The organism is Tabrizicola sp., assembly GCF_041919135.1.
Classification (GTDB): domain Bacteria; phylum Pseudomonadota; class Alphaproteobacteria; order Rhodobacterales; family Rhodobacteraceae; genus Tabrizicola.
In genome coordinates, this window is the sequence record NZ_JAYRUJ010000001.1 from 320,631 (window position 1) to 338,792 (window position 18,162).

General features: G+C 67.8%; 20 protein-coding genes and 1 tRNA gene. 4 read left to right on the forward strand and 17 right to left on the reverse strand.

The window, feature by feature from the left end; all coding sequences use genetic code 11:
• Positions 1-63: 63 nt before the first annotated feature.
• Positions 64-138: transfer RNA gene (locus ACE3UA_RS01520), tRNA-Gly, on the forward strand.
• Between the two features lie 316 nt (positions 139-454).
• Here ACE3UA_RS01520 and ACE3UA_RS01525 read toward each other — a convergent pair.
• Positions 455-1,600 (reverse strand): alpha-D-ribose 1-methylphosphonate 5-triphosphate diphosphatase, encoded by a 1,146-nt coding sequence (locus tag ACE3UA_RS01525; protein ID WP_374641787.1) that lies wholly within the window; start codon positions 1,598-1,600, stop codon positions 455-457.
• Between the two features lie 104 nt (positions 1,601-1,704).
• Here ACE3UA_RS01525 and ACE3UA_RS01530 point away from each other — a divergent pair, with 104 nt between their 5' ends.
• Positions 1,705-2,376: a DUF1045 domain-containing protein gene (locus ACE3UA_RS01530; RefSeq protein ID WP_374641789.1), complete on the forward strand. Its 672-nt coding sequence runs from the start codon at positions 1,705-1,707 to the stop codon at positions 2,374-2,376.
• On the opposite strand, the gene phnN is transcribed toward ACE3UA_RS01530, so the two are convergent.
• From phnN to phnG, 7 genes are all read right to left on the reverse strand, one after another.
• Positions 2,358-2,882, reverse strand: coding sequence for a phosphonate metabolism protein/1,5-bisphosphokinase (PRPP-forming) PhnN (gene phnN, locus ACE3UA_RS01535; RefSeq protein WP_374641791.1), 525 nt, complete (start codon positions 2,880-2,882; stop codon positions 2,358-2,360). The genes ACE3UA_RS01530 and phnN overlap by 19 nt on opposite strands.
• Complete coding sequence (phnL, locus tag ACE3UA_RS01540; protein ID WP_374641793.1) at positions 2,879-3,562, reverse strand: phosphonate C-P lyase system protein PhnL; 684 nt, start codon at positions 3,560-3,562, stop codon at positions 2,879-2,881. The genes phnN and phnL overlap by 4 nt, the downstream gene beginning before the upstream one ends.
• Before the next feature lie 4 nt (positions 3,563-3,566).
• Complete coding sequence (gene phnK, locus ACE3UA_RS01545; protein ID WP_374641795.1) at positions 3,567-4,346, reverse strand: phosphonate C-P lyase system protein PhnK; 780 nt, start codon at positions 4,344-4,346, stop codon at positions 3,567-3,569.
• Complete coding sequence (locus tag ACE3UA_RS01550; RefSeq protein WP_374641797.1) at positions 4,343-5,293, reverse strand: alpha-D-ribose 1-methylphosphonate 5-phosphate C-P-lyase PhnJ; 951 nt, start codon at positions 5,291-5,293, stop codon at positions 4,343-4,345. Before ACE3UA_RS01550 ends, phnK begins: the two co-directional genes overlap by 4 nt.
• Before the next feature lie 115 nt (positions 5,294-5,408).
• Positions 5,409-6,575, reverse strand: a complete 1,167-nt coding sequence (locus tag ACE3UA_RS01555; protein ID WP_374641799.1) for a carbon-phosphorus lyase complex subunit PhnI — start codon at positions 6,573-6,575, stop codon at positions 5,409-5,411.
• Positions 6,575-7,156 (reverse strand): phosphonate C-P lyase system protein PhnH, encoded by a 582-nt coding sequence (gene phnH / locus ACE3UA_RS01560; RefSeq protein ID WP_374641801.1) that lies wholly within the window; start codon positions 7,154-7,156, stop codon positions 6,575-6,577. The genes ACE3UA_RS01555 and phnH overlap by 1 nt, the downstream gene beginning before the upstream one ends.
• Complete coding sequence (gene phnG, locus ACE3UA_RS01565; protein ID WP_374641803.1) at positions 7,153-7,602, reverse strand: phosphonate C-P lyase system protein PhnG; 450 nt, start codon at positions 7,600-7,602, stop codon at positions 7,153-7,155. Before phnG ends, phnH begins: the two co-directional genes overlap by 4 nt.
• 112 nt (positions 7,603-7,714) lie before the next feature.
• Between phnG and phnF the strand changes: the two genes are divergently transcribed.
• The gene (gene phnF, locus ACE3UA_RS01570) at positions 7,715-8,428 is read left to right on the forward strand and encodes a phosphonate metabolism transcriptional regulator PhnF (protein WP_374641805.1); all 714 of its coding nucleotides are present in this window, start codon (positions 7,715-7,717) and stop codon (positions 8,426-8,428) included.
• 168 nt (positions 8,429-8,596) lie between these two features.
• Here the strand turns inward: phnF and phnE (ACE3UA_RS01575) are convergent, their stop codons facing one another.
• The 9 genes from phnE (ACE3UA_RS01575) to ACE3UA_RS01615 form a co-directional block, all read right to left on the reverse strand.
• The gene (gene phnE, locus ACE3UA_RS01575; protein WP_374641807.1) at positions 8,597-9,922 is read right to left on the reverse strand and encodes a phosphonate ABC transporter, permease protein PhnE; all 1,326 of its coding nucleotides are present in this window, start codon (positions 9,920-9,922) and stop codon (positions 8,597-8,599) included.
• 3 nt (positions 9,923-9,925) lie between these two features.
• Positions 9,926-10,804, reverse strand: coding sequence for a phosphonate ABC transporter, permease protein PhnE (phnE, locus tag ACE3UA_RS01580; RefSeq protein ID WP_374641809.1), 879 nt, complete (start codon positions 10,802-10,804; stop codon positions 9,926-9,928).
• Positions 10,805-10,870: 66 nt separating this feature from the next.
• Entirely contained in the window at positions 10,871-11,767 is an 897-nt protein-coding gene (gene phnD, locus ACE3UA_RS01585; RefSeq protein WP_374641811.1) for a phosphonate ABC transporter substrate-binding protein, read from the reverse strand.
• Positions 11,768-11,816: 49 nt separating this feature from the next.
• The gene (gene phnC / locus ACE3UA_RS01590; RefSeq protein ID WP_374641813.1) at positions 11,817-12,635 is read right to left on the reverse strand and encodes a phosphonate ABC transporter ATP-binding protein; all 819 of its coding nucleotides are present in this window, start codon (positions 12,633-12,635) and stop codon (positions 11,817-11,819) included.
• A gap of 188 nt (positions 12,636-12,823) precedes the next feature.
• Positions 12,824-14,059 (reverse strand): alpha-D-ribose 1-methylphosphonate 5-triphosphate diphosphatase, encoded by a 1,236-nt coding sequence (locus ACE3UA_RS01595; protein WP_374641815.1) that lies wholly within the window; start codon positions 14,057-14,059, stop codon positions 12,824-12,826.
• A complete protein-coding gene (locus ACE3UA_RS01600) occupies positions 14,056-14,718 on the reverse strand; it encodes a class I SAM-dependent methyltransferase (protein WP_374641817.1) in 663 nt (220 codons plus the stop codon). Before ACE3UA_RS01600 ends, ACE3UA_RS01595 begins: the two co-directional genes overlap by 4 nt.
• Positions 14,715-15,509, reverse strand: coding sequence for a phosphonate ABC transporter, permease protein PhnE (gene phnE / locus ACE3UA_RS01605; protein ID WP_374641819.1), 795 nt, complete (start codon positions 15,507-15,509; stop codon positions 14,715-14,717). Before phnE (ACE3UA_RS01605) ends, ACE3UA_RS01600 begins: the two co-directional genes overlap by 4 nt.
• Positions 15,506-16,306, reverse strand: coding sequence for a phosphonate ABC transporter ATP-binding protein (locus ACE3UA_RS01610; protein WP_374641821.1), 801 nt, complete (start codon positions 16,304-16,306; stop codon positions 15,506-15,508). Before ACE3UA_RS01610 ends, phnE (ACE3UA_RS01605) begins: the two co-directional genes overlap by 4 nt.
• Before the next feature lie 7 nt (positions 16,307-16,313).
• On the reverse strand, positions 16,314-17,180 hold the full coding sequence (locus tag ACE3UA_RS01615) for a PhnD/SsuA/transferrin family substrate-binding protein (RefSeq protein ID WP_374641823.1): 867 nt from the start codon (positions 17,178-17,180) through the stop codon (positions 16,314-16,316).
• A 361-nt stretch (positions 17,181-17,541) separates the two neighbouring features.
• On the opposite strand from ACE3UA_RS01615, the gene hisB reads away from it, so the two are divergent.
• Positions 17,542-18,129: an imidazoleglycerol-phosphate dehydratase HisB gene (gene hisB / locus ACE3UA_RS01620; protein ID WP_374641825.1), complete on the forward strand. Its 588-nt coding sequence runs from the start codon at positions 17,542-17,544 to the stop codon at positions 18,127-18,129.
• The last annotated feature ends 33 nt before the right edge of the window (positions 18,130-18,162 follow it).

Sequence of the window (18,162 nt, forward strand, 5' to 3'; positions counted from 1 at the left end):
GACGCACTTTTCCCCTTGCGGCCATCTGCAGGTCTTTATACATCCCCCCTCGTCCAGACCGGCGCGGGCGTAGCTCAGGGGTAGAGCATAACCTTGCCAAGGTTAGGGTCGTGAGTTCGAATCTCATCGCCCGCTCCAGTTGGGACAATGCTTGCAAAAGCTTAGATGGCGCCCCTCGGGGCGCCATTTGCTTGTCTGGGTTCTCGGACAAGCCGTGCAAGCAGCCGGTTTCGGAACGGATGGTGTAGCGGCGGCGGCGATGACAGAATCGACCGATCTGCGCCCGATTTTCAGCTTCGCTCCGCGTCAGGCGGCCGAAACAAGTGGCAGGAGCTTGTTCTGCTCGCGTCGGTCCCGAAAGCCCGAACCAGTCTGGCTGGCGCAGCGAGTTGGTCCACGGGCGGAAACCGAAGACAGGATTGCCCAAGGCCGTCCGGATTAAGGCCGTCCGGATCTAGGCCACGCGGCGTCCCTGGGCCCAGACACCACGCACGGAGCCCGTCCCCCCGATCCTGGAGACGCGGACCAGGTCCGCCCTTGCACCAAGCCGGATTTCCCCGCGATCCGACAATCCGACGGCCCTGGCAGGGGCGCTGGTGACTGCGGCGATGCCCCGGGGGATGTCGCCCCACAGGTCGCCCAGCATCAGCGCGGCGGACAGAAGCGAGGAGGGGACATAATCGGAAGAGATGATGTCCAGAAGGCCCGCTTCGGCCAGGTCGCGGGCCGCGACATTGCCGGAATGGCTGCCGCCCCGGATCAGGTTCGGCGCACCCATCATCACCTTGATGCCGTGGTCGTTGCAGGCCCGTGCCGCCTCGACCGTGGTGGGAAACTCGGCAATATGTGCGCCGTGCGCGGCGGACCGGGTGACATGGGTGACGTCAGTGTCGTCATGGCTGGCCAGAACCGCGCCGTAGCGGCGGGCGGCGGCGACCGCGGCCGCTTCGTGGACGGCACCGTGCCGTGTCGAGAGCGCCTTCTGCGCGGCGACATGGGCTTCGAACTCGGTCTCGCTGATGCCGTGCTTGCCCATGACATATTTGCGCAGCTGCGTCAGGTCGCGGAACTGCCGCTCGCCGGGGGTATGGTCCATCAGGCTGACGATGCCGATCCTGTCCTCGGGCCCGAACTTGTCCAGCTCTTCGACCAGGGTTTCCGAACAGACCTCGGCCCGCAGGTGCAGGAAGTGGCTGATCTTCAGCGCACCCCCGGCGCGGAGGCCCAGGATCTCGTCGGCGAGGGCGCGGGCATATTCACCGTAATTGGCCTTGGCGTTGGACACGACCGAGCCCACACGCAGCGCGTCGAAGACCGTGGTGATGCCGACGCTGGCAAGCTCGGCATCGTGGGCGATGATCGCGGCGGCATGGGGCCAGTCGACCTTGGGTCGGGGCTCGATGTGGCGTTCCAGGTTGTCGGTGTGCAGCTCGATCAGACCCGGCATGACCAGGTCGCCGCCGCAGTCCTCTGCCCCGGCCGGCACGCCCGGGCCCTCGGCGATATCGGCGATCCGGCCGTCGGCGATCCGCACCTGCCCGCGCAGGATCTCGTCCGGCAGGACCAGGATGGCATTGGCAAGGATGGTTTCACGGGTCATGTCGTCCTCTTGGGTCTTGCGGTCCGCATCGCGGTGGCCTCTCGTGACACGGCCCCGTCACACTGGTGTGACAAAACCCGGCTACCTCTCCGCGCATGGATCCGATGCAACGCTATGCAATCTATTACGCCCCGCGCGAGGGGGCCTTCGCCTTCCGGGCGAACGACTGGCTGGGCCGTGAGCCGGGCAGCCGCCGCGAGTTGCCGCAGCCGGTGCTGCCGGCCATCGGCGACCCCCGCGACATTACCTCCGAACCGCGCCGCTACGGCTTTCACGGCACGATCCGGGCACCGTTCCGCCCGGCGGAGGGTATAGGCGAGGACCGGATCCGCGCCACCGTCTCGGACCTCGCCGCGCGCCTTGCGCCCGTCATCTGTGAAGGGCTGCGCGTGGAGGTGCTGCACGGTTTCGTCGCGCTGACGCCGCTCGGCTGCGAGGCGGCCCTGCTGGACCTCGGCGCGGCGGTCGTCGAGGGGACGAACAGCCTGCGGGCACCCCTGACCGGGGCCGAGATCGCCCGCCGACGCCCCGACCGCCTGTCGCCGCGCCAGCGCGAGTTGCTGGATCGCTGGGGCTATCCGCATGTGATGGAGGAATTCCGCTTCCATCTTACCCTGACCGACCGGCTGGAGAGGCCGGAACCCGCCCGGGTCGCGCTGGAGGCCTTCTTCGATCCGGTCCTGCCGCGCCCCTTCGTGGTCGAGGACCTGTGCCTTTTCGGCGAGGACGGGTCCGGACGCTTTCACCTCTTGCATCGCTACGCCCTCACCGGCTGAAGCGCCGCCAGAAGCCGCGCGATGCCAATCTCCGGGCTCGCGTCGTTGATCACCGTCCGGAAGGCGATGCCCGCGGGCATCTCGAACGAGGCGCGGGACAGGCGGCTGCGGATGTCCTGTGCCGTCTCGCGGCCCCGGGCGGCCAGGCGGACGGCCAACAGGATGTCGGGCGCGGTGACCAGGATCGCGCGCAGGCCGGGAAAGACCTGCGCGGCCTCGGGCAGCGCCGCACGGCTGCCGTTGAAGATCACATCGCCGGGGCCGGTGATCTGGTCCCTCGGGATGCCGTAGGACAGGCCATGCGCCTCCCAGGTCAGGGCGAAGTGGCCAAGGCTCTGGCGGCGGGCGAACTCCTCGGGCGTGACGCCGTCGAAGTCCTCGCCCCCGGATTCGGTCGGACGGGTGATGACGCGGCGGACGAGGCGCAGGTCGGGTCGGGCAGCCAGCGCCCCCCGGATCAGCGTATCCTTGCCCGCGCCCGAGGGGCCGACGATGGCGAAGATCATGCCGCAGCCCCCGGAGTGAAGCCGGTCACATCGACCAGCCGGTCGCAGACCCGCGCGCGGGCGGCCTCATCGTGGAAGATGCCCAGGATCGCCGCGCCACGGGCCTTGGCTTCCTCGATCAGCATCAGCACCACCTCGCGGTTGGCGGCGTCGAGGCTGGCGGTGGGCTCGTCGAGGAGGAGCGCGGGATAGGCATGGGCGAAGCCCCGGGCGATGTTGACCCGCTGTTGCTCGCCGCCCGAGAAGGTGGTCGGCGAAAGGGACCAGAGCCGCTCGGGGATGTTGAGGCGCTTCAGCAGGATCGCGGCACTGTCGCGGGCCTCGGCTGCCGGTACGCCGAGGGCGAGCAGCGGCTCGGCCACCACGTCCAGCGTGGGAACGCGCGGCACGACGCGGAGGAACTGGCTGACATAGCCGAGCCTGTGCCGACGCAGCGCGATGATCTCGCGCGGCTCGGCCTGGGCCACGTCCAGGTCGCCGACGATCAGGCGGCCCCCGGCGGCAAGGTAGTTGCCGTAGACCATCCGCATCAGCGTGGATTTCCCCGCGCCGGACTGGCCGGTAAGGCCGACGCACTCTCCCGGGGCGACGGTGAGACTCGCCCCCGCCATCACCGGGATCATCGCGCCGCCCTGGTTGTGGAGGGTGAAGGACTTCGACAGGTTCTCGATGCGGATCATGGGCTTACACCTGCAGGACGGAGGAGACGAGAAGCTGGGTATAGGCGTGCTGCGGGTCGTCCAGCACCTGGTCGGTCAGGCCCTGCTCCACCACGCGGCCGGATTTCATCACCATCAGCCGGTGGGCGAGCAGCCGGACGACGGCGAGGTCATGCGTGACGATGATCACCGACAGCCCGAGGTCCCGCACCAGCCCGCGCAACAGGTCCAGAAGCCGCGCCTGCACGCTGACGTCGAGGCCGCCGGTCGGTTCGTCCATGAACACGAGGCGCGGCGAGGTCACCAGGTTCCGGGCGATCTGGAGCCGCTGCTGCATCCCGCCGGAAAAGGCCGAGGGCCGGTCGTCCACCCGATCCTCGGCGATCTCGACCCGGCCCAGCCAGTCCAGCGCCTTGCCGCGGATCTGGCCATAGTGCCGCGCGCCCACGGCCATCAGCCGTTCGCCCACGTTGCCGCCCGCCGAGACCCCCATCCGCAACCCGTCGCGCGGGTTCTGGTGGACATAGGCCCAGTCGGTGCGCGACAGCCGCCGGCGGTCGGTCTCGCTCATGCCAAGCACGTCGCACCCGCCATAGGCGATGCGGCCCAGATCGGGGTGCTGGTGTCCGGCGAGGCAGGACAGCAGCGTCGACTTGCCCGAGCCGCTTTCGCCGACGATCCCCAGCACCTCTCCCGGGTAGAGGTCGAAGGAGACATCCGCGCAGCCGATACGGGGGCCGTAGCGTTTGGTCAGGCCCTCGACCTGCAGCAGCGGCGTGGCCGTGATGCCGGTCTGGATTGTCATCGCGCGCCCTCCGTTTCAGGCCAAATTCCTTCGAAGGAATTTGCAAAAGTCTTCGAAGACTTTTGGTCCCCGCCCAACCGTCCCGCGTGACCTTTCGCCCGCCGCCCCGCACAGAAATCGGTGTCGGAACAGACGAACATCCGCCCGCCTGCGTCGTCGGTGATCACCTCGTCCAGGTAACTGTCCTTCGCGCCGCAGAGATCGCAGTCATGCGGGGCCTTCGAGGTCTCGAACGGGTGGTCGTCGAAATCGAGGCTCACGGCCTCGGTCCAGGGCGGCAGGGCGTAGATCCGCTGTTCGCGTCCCGCCCCGAACAGCTGGATCGCCGGGTTGCCCGACAGTTTCGGGTTGTCGAACTTGGGGATCGGCGAAGGGTCCATCACATAGCGCCCCTCTACCTTGACCGGATAGGCGTAGCTGGTCGCGATCTGGCCGTGCCGCGCGATATCCTCGTACAGCTTCACATGCATCAGCCCATATTCCTCCAGTTCGTGCATCTTCCGCGTCTCGGTCTCGCGCGGTTCCAGGAAACGCAGGGGTTCGGGGATCGGGACCTGGTAGACGAGGATCTGGCCCTCGGTCAGCGGCGTCTCGGGGATGCGGTGGCGGGTCTGGATCACGGTCGCCTCCGCTGTGGCCTCGGTCACGGCGACTCCGGCGGTGCGCTGGAAGAAGCGGCGGATGCTGACGGCGTTCGTGGTGTCGTCCGCCCCCTGGTCGATGACCTTGAGCCGGTCCTCGGGCACCAGGCAGGCCGCCGTCACCTGCACCCCGCCCGTGCCCCAGCCATAGGGCATCGGCATCTCGCGGCTGGCGAAGGGGACCTGATAGCCCGGCACCGCGATGCCCTTCAGGATCGCCCGGCGGATCATCCGCTTGGTCTGCTCGTCCAGATAGGCGAAGTTGTAGGCGGACGCCGTCGCGGCGGTGGAACAAAGCTCGGTCATTTCGACTTTCCTTCGCAGGGGGACCTCGAATGGACGCGCCGACCGTCATCATCTCTGCCATCGGCATCGCCATTGCGCTCTGGATCGCGTGGCGGCTGAAGTAGGGCCGGGTCTCTCATTCCGCCGCCTCCTGCATCGCCATCGCCTCGGTCCTGAGCTTGCGGACCAGTTCCAGCTCGGCCTGGAAGTCGACGTAGTGCGGCAGCTTGATGTGTTCCAGGAACCCGGTGGCCTGGATGTTGTCGCAATGCATCAGGACGAATTCCTCGTCCTGCGCCGGGGCGCCGGTGAAATCCTCGCCCAGCTCCTGCCAGCGCAAGGCACGCTCGACGAGGCTCATCGCGATGGCCTTGCGTTCGGACTGGCCCATCACCAGACCGTATCCCCGGGTGAACTGCGGCGGCTCGCTGCGGCTGCCCTTGAACTGGTTCACCGTCTCGCATTCGGTCAACTCGATCTCGCCGATCTCGACGGCGAAACCCAACTCGGGGATGTCCACTTCCACCGCCACGGTGCCGATGCGCAGCTCGCCCACGAAGGCGTGGGTCCGGCCATAGCCGCGCTGGGTGGAATAGGCCATGGAGAGGACGAAGCCCTCGTCCCCCCGCGCCAGCGCCTGCAGGCGCAGCGCCCGGTCGGCGGGAAGCTCCATCGGCTCGCGGGTCAGGTCGGGGGGAGTGGCGTCAGAGGGTTCGGCGGTCTCGATCAGGCCGTCGCGGTTGAGGAAGCTCGTGACATGGGGAACGCGCGATGCCCCCCCACCCCATCCCTCCCCCACGAGGGGGGAGGGAGGCGCTTCGGCGTCGGCGTGGCGCAAGACCGTGGAACCGGGAACCTCCCCTCCCCCTTGTGGGGAGGAGATGGGGGGCACGCCCTCGGCCATCAGAGCAAAGTCCAGCAGCCGATGCGTGTAGTCGAAGGTCGGCCCCAGCACCTGCCCGCCCGGCACGTCCTTGAAGGTCGCCGAAATGCGCCGGCCCACCGCCATCGCGCCGGTATCCACCGGACGCGAGCCCGCAAGGCGCGGCAGCGTCGTGCGGTAGGCGCGGATCAGGAACACCGCCTCGATCAGATCGCCCCGCGCCTGCTTGATCGCCAGCGCCGCGAGGTCGGGATCGTAGAGCGAGCCCTCGGCCATGACCCGGTTCACCGCAAGCTTCATCTGCTCGCGGATTTGCGGAATGGTCAGTTCGGGCACCGCTGGGTCGCCCCGCCGCTCCTCGGCCAGCCACTGGTGCGCATTGTCGATGGCGCGTTCGCCACCCTTGACGGCCACATACATCAGATCGCCTCCACGCGGGTGGATCGGGGCAGACCGGCGATGCGGTCGCCGGCGGTGAAAAGCGTGTCGAAGCCCAGCGGGAACAGCGCCCGGTTGGCGCGGAAGGCGGCCGTCTCGGGCAGGTTCAGCCTGGTTGCCGTCTCGATCCCCGGCCCGGTCAGCATCGGCCCCCGGGTCGCCAACTGGTCGCATTCGACGATCAGCGTGGCCGAGCGGTCGGGATAGTCAGGCTGGCCGATCCTGAAGCGTGACACGGGGTGAAGCGCCTCCCAGGGGCCGAGGGCAAAATCGGCGTCCTCGGCCGCGACAAGCGGCGCGCCGATGTGGAAAGCGATCCAGTCGCGCACGTCCGGGCAATCGACCCGACCTGACAGATGGAGAGCCGTGGTCGGGTCGGTCAGGACCAGGAGGGCTACGCCGGCGGCGATGGAAAGCGGGGCGGGCGGCGTCGCGCCCGAGACCCGGCGGATCGTGCCGGGCCGAGCCAACGCCTCGAGAATCTCGCGGAAGGCGCGGGCGGACTGGACGGGAGCATCGGTGAAGCCGCCCCCGAGCGTGACGGAGGCCTGGGCGGGGGTCATTTGTCTTCCCCCCGGACCATGGTGAAGAAATCGACCTTGGTCGCGGCCGCCTTTGCCGCGCGAAGGTCCCTTGCGGCCCCGGACTCCGCTGCGAGCGGGCGCAGCAGGCTTGCGGTCAGGTCGGCGGCACGGTCGGTCTGCATGAGCGCATCCACCGCCGCCGCCCGCAGCGCATGGTCCTTGTCGCGGCCTTGGACCCAGGCGTGCCCGACCTCTCCCGACGCAAGCCGCACCGACGCGCGCGTCACCGTCATCTCGCCCAGGTTGAAGGCGGAGCCGGTGCCCCCGATCCGGCCGCGCACCATCACCGCGCCGATCTCGGGATGGCGCAGGACGGTATGCGCGGGAAGGTCGGGGAAAAGCCCGGCCAGCCGCGCGGGCGAGGCCTTGGCGAGCGTTGCCATCCAGGACTTGCGGGCAAATGGGGAGGCGTCGGTCATCTGCATCTCGACAGGTTGAGGGGGTTGTCCAGTGTTCTATACAACTATACAACTTATACCCAATGGACGGCTTCGGTCCAACCGGAGAGTTGTGAAATTTTCATGACAGGAGAAACGCTTGATCAAAGACTCGCTCTGGTCCGCCATCGCCGCCACGCTGAGTTCTGAAATCGGCACCGGCCACTACCGCCCCGGAGACAAGCTGCCGACCGAGGCCGCCCTTGCCGCGCGGTTCGGGGTCAACCGGCACACCATACGCCATGCCCTTGCGGCGCTTGCCGAACGGGGTCTGTTGCATTCGCGGCGCGGTGCCGGCGTCTTTGTGGCCCAGCGTCCGACGGACTACCCGCTGGGGCGCCGGGTCCGTTTCCATCAGAACGTCATTGCCGCCGGCCGGACTCCCTCGCGCCGGATCGGCCGGGCCGAGACACGGCCCTGCGACGCCGAGGAAGCACGCGCGCTTCGGGTAAGGACCGGCGACGCCGTGCATGTGGTGGAAGGTGTGTCCATGGCCGACGGACAACCGATCGCGGCCTTCCGTTCGGTCTTTCCGGCGGCGCGGTTTCCCGGCCTGTTGGCCCTTGTGCAGGAGTCCGGATCCATCACCCAGGCCCTCGCGGCCGCGGGCCTGCCCGACTATACCCGGGCCGAGACGCGGCTGACGGCCCAGCTGGCGGACCCGGTGCTGGCGCTGGCGCTGGCGGTCCGGCCGGGGGCGCCGGTGCTGCGGACAATGGCGGTAAACGTGGACCCGAAGGGCGTGCCCGTGGAGTACGGCATGACCTGGTTTGCGGGCGAGCGGGTGACGCTGACGGTCGCCGATCTGCCCTGATACTCCTCCAGGAATTCCCCGGCCTTCAGCGCGCGGAAATCCGGCAGGGCGGCGCGCAGCCGGTCGTTCGGTCGGCTATGCCGGGCGGGAGGCGGGGGCGCAGCGGTTGGGCCGGAATGCCGGCCATGATCATGCAGGAAGGCACGTCCCTGGTGACCACGGCATGGCTCAGGCGCCCTTGATCAGCTTGCGCCGCAGCCAGCCCGAGAGACTGTCCATCAGCATGACCATCAGCACGATCAGGACCATGTAGTAGGCCACTTCCTCCCAGTCCTTCTGGGTGATAATCGCCTGTGTCAGCAAGAGCCCGATGCCGCCGCCGACGATGGCCCCGATCACGGTGGCGCTGCGGGTGTTGGATTCCAGGTAGTAAAGCACCTGGGAGAGCAGGACCGGCGTGATCTGCGGGATGACCCCGAAGCGGGCGCGCAGCAGGCTGTTCGCGCCGGTGGACCGGATTCCCTCGACCTGCTTCTCGTCGATGTTCTCCAGCGCCTCGGAGAAGGTCTTGCCGAAGGTGCCGGTATCGGTCAGCGCGATGGCGATGGCGCCGGTCATCGGGCCGGGACCGAAGGCGCGGGAAAGGATGATGGTCCAGATCAGCCCGTCCACGCCGCGGATGAAGTCGAAGACCCGGCGGGCGGCAAAGCGCAGGGGGCCGAGCGGGTTGAAGTTCCGCGCCGCGAGGAACCCAAGCGGCAGGGCCACCAGCGCGGCGGTCATCGTGCCGAGGAAGGCCATCAGGATGGTCTCGAAGATCGCCCAGGCGACGTCGCCGTGCCGCCACATCTTGTTGGTCCAGAACTCGCTGGCCATGTAGCCGAGGTTCGACCGGGCCGGGTCGATCCGGTCGCCCGAGACGGCGAGGCCAAGGAGTTCGCCGAAACCCTTGCCGTAGAAGGGGCTGTCGAGGGTGAAGAACCAACGCTCCCAGCCCGCTTCGTATTTGAAGGTCTCGACCTTGGCGCGGGAATAGCTGAAGCGGCCTGCATCCGTGGTGACACTGACCTTGTTCTCTGACACGGAAATCCAGCCGGGAATCGGTTCCGGGGCGGTCAGGACCGGCTTGCCGCCTTCGGGGCGGATGTCGACGGTGCCGTAGCCGGGGACGACATAGCGCGCGCCCTGATCGTCGTAGGTGACGACATGGCCCTGCCCCAAGTCGATGGTCGTGACCGGCCCGGCGATGGCGACCCAGTCGGGCAGCTTGTCCCGCGGGTAGGTGCCCTTGTTCTCGCCCTCGATCGCCACCACCACATCGCCCGAGCGGTTGTCGCGGGTGACGTGGGTCTTGTGGGACCAGAAGTCGGACAAAAGAATTGCGGCATTGTCGAACCTGGCGCGCTGCACCAGACCCGCGATGTCGAAGCTGATCGCTGCACAGACGAGATAGGCCAGGACCGCGGCGGGAATGGCGAAAGTCAGGCGGCGCTTGCGGCCAAAACTGGCGGTGACGGTCTCGGACAGGGACGGGGCAGTCGCGGTCATGGTCATGGCCTAGTGCCCCTTCACCAGCTTGTGGCGGTAGTGGTCGGAAATCCGGTCGATCGCGACGATGGCGAGGAAGAGAAGGAAGAAGATCGCGACGACCTCATCATAGCGTCCCTGCCCCCATTGCATCGCCAGCTTCAGGTCGTGGCCGATCCCGCCTTCGCCCACGAATCCGAGGATGGCACTGGCGCGGACGTTGATCTCGAATCGCAGGAGCGCGTAGCTGAGCCAGTTCGGCGCGACCTGGGGGACAATGCCCAGCCACATGCGCTGCGACCAGTTGGCCCCGACGGAGGCGAGGCCCTCGACGGGCTTGAAGTCGGCATTTTCGGCGGCTTCCGAGAAGAGTTTCCCAAGGGCGCCGCCGGTATGCAGCGCGATGGCGATGACGGCGGGAACCGGGCCGCCGCCAAGGATATAGATCAGCACCAGTGCGATGACGATTTCCGGCATCGCGCGCAGGGCGTCCATGCTGCGTCGGAAGACCGGGATCAGGGCGGGCCAGCGGGCAAGGCCGCGTGTGGCGAGAAGCGAGAGAGGCATGGCCATAAGCGCGCCGAGCAAGGTGGCGACGGCGGCAATGTTCAGCGTCTCGATCAGGGCGGGAATGTGGTCCCGGAAGATCGCGGGAAGGAACGCGCGCTTTTCCCAGGCTTCGGAGAGGACCTCCGAGGGGAAGGCGAAGATCTGGTCCAGGCCGCGCAGGAAGCTGCCGGCGTTGCGGTCCTCGGCCAGACTCCAGCCCGAGGCCATGAGGGCGATGAACACCACCAGCAGGATGCCGCCATACATCCGCTTGCGCCGCACCATCTCCAGATAGGCCTCGCGGGGGTCGGCAAGGTTCGGGCGTTGGCCCGGCTCGGGGCCGAAAGCTGCATCAACCATCAGAGGATCCGCAAATAGGAGGAGGCCGGACCCCGGGGAGCATCGGGGTCCGGCCGGGAGGATGGCTCAGGTGCCTTCCTGCATCTTGCGGGCGGCGAGGATGCCGTCATAGGCCGAATGTTCGACCGGAACGAAGTCCTTGGCCTCGCCGGCGGCGACGGCATAGGCGCATTCGGGGTCGGTTTCCCAGAGGTCGGCGGTCAGCTGGGTCACCTTGTCCTTGACGTCCTGCGGCAGGGCCTTGCGAACGACCATCGGGCCTTCCGGGATCAGGGCGGAGCGCCAGATCTCCACCAGGTTCGACATGTCGACGACGCCCGCGTCGGCGGCCTTGCGGAAGGCGCCCGAGTTGTAGCCGTCTTCCCAGTTGCCAAGGCCGTCGGCCCAGCTGACGCCCGCGTCGAAATCGCCGTTGGCCACGCCGACGATGGTCTGCTCATGCCCGCCGGACATCTTCACTTCGCCGAAGTAGGACTTGAGGTCGCCGTATTCGGCGGCGAGTTCCGCGCCGGGGACGAGATAGCCCGAGGTCGAGTTCGGATCGGCGAAGGCGAAGACCTTGCCTTTGGCGTCTTCCATCGAGGTGATGCCGCTGTCCTTGCGGGTGAAGCCGATGGAATAGTAGCCGGTCGAGCCGTCGATGTTCTGCTTGGTCAGCTTGACTTCCACGGCCTCGGGGTCGGTCAGGTAGACCTTGGCATAGCCCGAGGCGCCGAGCCAGGCATAGTCGAGCGTGCCGCCGAGCAGGCCCTGGATCACGCCGTCATAATCGGCGGGGGTGAAGAGCTTGACCGGGACGCCGAGTTCCGCCTCGATCCTGGCGCGGAAGCATTCGTTCGAGGTCAGGCGGTCCTGGGCGTTCTCGCCGCCGAGGATGCCGATGTTGAATTCCTTGATCTCCTGCGCGGTCGCGGCAGAACCAAGGAGCGCGGTCAGGGCGGTAGCAGTCAGCAGCTTTTGCATGGGGTCTCCATGAGGTTGAGGCCCGAAGGCCGGATGATGAGCGGGCGGGTCACGACAGCATCAGGTCCGCGTAGCTGCGGTCCGGGCCGGTGTCGGTGGGGATCGAGGTGGAGGTGGCCGCTTCGTTGAAGCTGGCGTCCGCGCCGTAGATGTCGCGGGCGACGCCGGTGGACAGCTGGTCGGGCGTGCCGTCAAAGACGATGCGGCCGTCGCGCATCCCGATCACCCGGTCGCAGTAGCGGCGTGCGGTATCGAGGGTATGGAGGTTGGCGATGACCATGCGGCCGTCTTCCACGTTGATGCGCTTCAGCGTGTCCATGACGACCTGGGCGTTCATCGGGTCGAGGCTGGCGATGGGCTCGTCGGCCAAAATGATCTTCGGGTCCTGCATCAGGGCGCGGGCGATGGCGACGCGCTGCTGCTGGCCGCCGGACAACGCCTCGGCCCGTTTGGTGGCCTGCTCGGCGATGCCGAGCCGGTCGAGGATCTCCAGCGCGCGCAGGATGTCGGCGCGGGGCCAGAGGTTGAACATGGTCTGGAGCGTGGAGCGGCGGTTCAGGATGCCGTGCAGGACGTTCGAGGCGACGTCCATCCGCGGCACGAGGTTGAACTGCTGGAAGATCATCGCGCAGTGGGACTGCCAGGCGCGGGCCTCGGCGCCCGTCAGCGACAGGACGTTGCGGCCCTCGACCCGGATCTCGCCGGAGGTGGCGTCGAGAAGCCGGTTCATCATGCGCAGGAAGGTGGATTTCCCGGCCCCGGAGCGGCCGATGATGCCGACGAAGGCGGGGCCTTCGATACGGAAGCTGATGTTGTCGACGGCGGCCTTCTGGCCGAACATCCGCGTCACGCCCTGCACATCCAGCATCTGTGTTCCATTCGCTTTGCGTCTGGGACGGTGGTAGCGGCGGGATGTGACAGGCTGCCGAAGGCTGGGTGAAGCTTGTGTGACGCGCCTGCCACCTGATGTGGCGCGGCCAGTCGCAGACCTCCTCGGGGGCAGGCGCGGCGGGCGGCGCGGCGAAATTGGCGAGCGCATCGAACATCGGATGCCTCCTAGAAGGCAGGTTCGGGCTGGGGAAGAAGCGGCAGGGCGGAATAGCCGGGTCGGCCCGAAACCCAGGTGCGCAGCGGGGCCGGAGCCTGACCTGCGGGCCAGTCGAGGAGCAGAAGATCGGCGCGCTGGCCCGGAGCGATGCGGCCCCGGTCGGTCAGGCCCATCGCGCGGGCCGGGTTCAGCGAGACGAGCTTCCAGAGCGATTGCAGGGGCGCAACGCGGTCGGCGTGCAGCCGCACCATCGCCCCCAGCATGGCGGGGTAGAAGTAGTCCGAGGCGAGGATGTCGCAAAGGCCCCGCGCGATCATCCCGGCCGCGCCGGGGCTGCCGAGGTGGCTGCCGCCTCGCATCGCGTTCGGCGCACCAAGGACGATGTGATCGCCCGCCTCGCGCGCAGCGAGGAATACCCGCTCGTGCATCGGGAATTCGGCGACCGTCACGCCCAGCCCCCGGTAATAGCCGCGGGTTTCGGCCTGGCTGTCGTCGTGGGACAGCATCGGCACGTTCCGCGCGAGGGCCAGGGCCGAAACGCGCGCGATATGCGCCGGCACCTCAGCCCGACGGCTCCACACCCCGGTCAGCAGCGCCACATATTCCTCGGGCGAGACATGCGCGCGGCGGGCCTGGTCCTGCATCTTCTTCAGGAAGCGCGGGGCTTCGAAGGATGTCACCGGATAGGGATCGGCCTGGTCGAAGGGCCGGTCCTGGACCGGGACGTCCGGGTGCAGCAGCATCGAGGTCGTATGGTCGTTGAATGCCAAGGCCGGTCGGTCGGCCCCCGAGAGAACATGGGCGATCAGCGGCTCGGCCTCGTGGCAGAAGGTTTCCCAGCGCAGCTGGATGCGGTTGTCTGCGGTCAGGCGCTGGCGAAGCCTCTCCAGCGCGCGGACGACCTGCCAGCCGGTATCGACGCTGCGAAGACCGGGCTCCCAGGACAGGGTCAGGGCGTGGTAGGCGGTGGCGATTCCGTTGGCCGCAAGCTGGCGGTCGGTCTCCAGAAGCGCGGTTTCCACCGGGACCATGACGCCGGGGCGGGGCATGAGCTGGCGCTCGAAGGCGTCACCGTGGATGTCGACGAAGGCCGGAGCAAGAAGGCGACCCCTGGCCGGAATCACCGCCGCGCCGTCGCGGGCGACGTCGATGCCGGTGATGCGGCCGTCCTCGATCCGGACGGAAGCGGTCTCGATCCGGTCTTCCAGGATGACGCGCGCGCCTTCGATCAGTTCAGCAGTCATGCCAGACGCTCCGCCAGAAGATGCCAGTGCCAGGAACCGGGCTTTTCGTGCGGCCGGTCGAAAAGGGTGAAAACCTCGAAGCCCCACAGGAGCGAAAGAAGGTCCGGCGCGGTGCAGAAATAGTGCGGGTGGATCTTGTCGCCCTCACCCTCGAAGACCCAGGTGTTGCGGCTGATCTCGCGGCCCCTGGCCTTGGCCTGTTCGACGGGCAGGCGGCGGGCAGAGAGCATGGTGGCCATGAAGCTGCCGCCGGGACGGGTGACGCGGGCCACTTCGGAGATCGTGCGGCGGACGACGGATTCGTCACCGTGGTAGATCACGTTCCAGGCAAGCACATGGTCGAAGAAGGCGGTATCGAAGGGCAATTCCGTCATCGGGGCCTCGACGGTTTCGACGGCAAGCCCCCTGGTGAAGGCGGCGGCGGCGACTGCGGCGGTTGAGGCCCCGGCCGCATCAAGCGCCGTCACCTGGTGGCCCATCGCGGCCAAGGCAAGCGCGTGGCGGCCGATCCCGGCACCGAGGTCCAGGATGCGAGACCCCGGCGCAAGGGTCGAGGCATGGTTCATGACCCAGGGTTCAGGCATGGCCCAGGGCGAACTGCCATCGGCCTTCTGCCATTCGGTGTTCCAGTAGCGATAGGCGGTGGCGGTGTCGGTCATATCAGCTTCCTGCGGATCCAGCCCGAGCCTTGCTCGACGGCGATGACGAGGGCGAGCATCATCAGGATGATCGCAAGGGCCTCGTCGTAGTTGAAGAGGTCGAAGGCCACCTTGAGGTCCACCCCGGTGCCCCCTGCCCCGACCAGGCCCAGGGCTGCCGATCCGCGCACGGATTTTTCCAGCGCGAACAGGGACGTGGCGGTGAAGGACGGCAGGCAGGCCGGGATCACGGCAGAGCCGATGAGGCCCAGCCGCGAGGCCCCGATGGCGCGCAGCGCGTCCTGCGGGCCGGGATCGGTTTCCTCCATCGCCTCGGCGAAGAAGCGGCCGGCAAAACCGATCTTGTCGACCATGATCGCCATGACTCCGGCGGCGGGGCCAAGGCCGACGATGATGATGAAGATGATCGCCCAGACGAGGTCGGGCACGGTGCGGAAAAGCGCGATGAGCGCGCGGGCAGCGTGGCGGACCAGGGGATGCGGCGACAGGCGGTCGGTGGCGAGGATGGCGAAGGGGAGTGCAAGGATCAGGCCCAGGAAGCAGCCGGCGACGGCCATCTGCAGGGTTTCGAGAAGTTTCCAGCCGATGGGGACGATGCGGGCGAAGTCCGGCGGGAACATCCGGGTCAGGAGACCCGAGGGCGCGAACAGCCGGGCGATCCCGCTGCCAAGCTTGTCCGGCGCGGGGGCGGTGGCGGCGAGCGAGGTCACGACCAGGGCCAGCACGGCCAGGAGCGCGGCATATTCCAGCAGACTGCGATGCTGGAAACGGGTGGGGGCAAGCGCGGTCATGCGGCCTCCGCCTGATCGAAGAACTGCCGGAGACTGGCGGGGTTGGCGCGGCCGGTCGCGGTGTCAAGCGCGATCCGGCCGTTCGCCAGGCCGAGGATGCGGTCGGAGTAGCGCAAGGCATGCTCCAGCCGGTGCGAGATGACGAGGAGCGAGAGGCCCTCCTGGCGGACGAGGTTCAGGAGGAGGGACATGACCTCCTCCCCGGTCTGGGGATCGAGGCTGGCGTCGGGCTCGTCGGCCAGGATGACGGCGGGGCGCTGCATCAGCATCCGGGCGATGGCGACGCGCTGCTGCTGGCCGCCGGAAAGGCTGTCGACACGCGCCAGGGCGCGGTCGGCAAGGCCCACGCGGCCGAGGCAGGACATGGCCTCGTCCCTCACGGTCGCCGGGGCGAGCGACTGCACCCACATGCGGGGGCCGGACATCCGGGCTTGCGCGCCGTGGATGACGTTCGACAGGGCCGAAAGCCGGGGGACGAGGTTGTGGCGCTGCCAGACGATGCCGACCTCGGCCCGGACCTGCCGCAGCGCGCGGGGCGGCAGGGCGGTCATGTCGCGGCCAAGAAGCCGGACCCGGCCCGAGGTCGGCTCGACCAGCCGGACCAGGCAGCGCAGGAGCGTGGACTTGCCGGATCCGTTCGCGCCGATCAGGGCCGTTGCCTGCCCGGGCGCAAGGGCGAAATCGAGGCCCCGCAGCACCGGGCGACCCGAGAAATCCTTGGTCAGGCCCGCGACGGAAAGGACCGGCTCTGCCAGGGCAGAACCGGCCAGCGCCTGCGGGGGGAGAGGCGCGTTCATCGGCGGCTCACTCGCCCACGAACTCGGTGAACTCGGTGATGCCGATGTTCTCGAACATCTTCCGCACCACGTCGTAGTCGGCATTCGTCACGGTCGGGTCGAACTTGCCGCCGGCATATTTGGCGTTCTCTTCCGTGCTGATCAGTGCCGCCAGGATCTCCTCGCCGTGGTCGGTGAAGGTCTTTCTGACGGTCTCCACCACCTCGGGCGGCACCTTGGCCGAGGCGAGCAGGATGTCATCCGGAAGCTGGTCACCCTTCACCAGGACGCGGAACTTCTGGTCGGGGAACTTCTCGGTGATACTGTCGATATGGGTCCGGTTCAGGCCGATCCCGGCGATCTCGCCCTTGATCAGCGCCTCGACGGCGACGTTGCGGTTCAGGAATACGGGCTGGTAGTCCACGGCATAGGTCAGGCCGGCCTTGGCCAGCAGATCGACCGGACCGAGGTGCTGCGAGGTCGAGCCGATCTCGCCGAACGAGATCATCTGGCCCTTCAGGTCGACGGACGCCTCGACCGGGCTCTCGTCCAGCACGACGACGGTGGAGTAATAGTCGGGCCGCACCCAGGTGACCACGGGCCGGGCGTCGAGACGGGCGTTGAAGACGACATATTCCGCCGGGCCGGTCAGCACGAAATCGACCTGCTCCGCCGCCATCGCCTCGACCGCAACGGTGCGGCCCGAGACCGGAAAGAACTCGACCTTCAGGCCCGAGGCGGCCTCGAACGCATCCTTGAAGGGCCCCATCTCGCGCTGCAGTGCCTCCATCCCGTCGATATCGGTGACGGCGAAGCGGATTGCATCCTGCGCCGCAAGCGGGGGGGCAGTGGCAAGGCCGATGGCAAGCAGGCCGGGGGTGAATAGGTGCTTCATCAGGGTGACGTCCTGTTCCGGGGAGACTGAACAGGCGGTAGCAGGTGGGGATGACAGCGAAGCGACGCCAAGATCACAGCACTGCAACAGATGCGTCTGCTGCATCGGGTCGGTGTGGCGTCGCGCACGAGCGGCAGCGAACACTATCCGACTTAACTACATGATTTATAGCATTTTCTCGCGTTCTCTGATACTCTGGCGGCCGTTCAGTGCAATCTTGCCAAACTTTGGGTCGTGAGTTCGAATCTCATCGCCCGTTCCAGTCGGACCAGCCAGCGGGGCGCCCTTCTGCTTTCCCGCGGGTCTTGCCGCAGCGCGCCCAAGGGTTTACCAGCCATCTGGCAACCGCCGGAGATTGCCGATGCGCCAGGCCGAGATCACCCGCACCACCGCCGAGACCGCGATCACGGTCAAGCTGGACCTCGACGGCACCGGCCGGCATGACTGCCAGACCGGCGTGGGCTTCTTCGATCACATGCTGGACCAGCTTGCCCGGCACAGCCTGATCGACCTGACGGTGCGCGCCAAGGGCGACCTGCACATCGACGACCACCACACGGTCGAGGATGTGGGCATCGCCATCGGCCAGGCGCTGGCGAAGGCGCTTGGCGACAAGCGCGGCATCCGCCGCTATGGCCATTTCCGTCTGGCGATGGACGACGCGCAGATTGCCTGCGCGCTGGACCTCTCGGCCCGGCCATACCTGATCTGGACCGTCGATTTCCCGACCCCGAAGATCGGCAGTTTCGACACCGAGCTGGTGCGCGAGTTCTTCCAGGCCCTCTCCACCCATGGCGGCATCACGCTGCATGTGGACAAGGCTCATGGCTTCAACAGCCACCATATCGCCGAGGCCGCCTTCAAATCCGTCGCCCGCGCCCTGCGCGAGGCGGTGGAAACCGATCCCCGTCTTGGCGACGCGCTTCCCTCGACCAAGGGCGCCCTGTGACGGCCGCGCGCATCTTCCTGAATAGATCTGCAA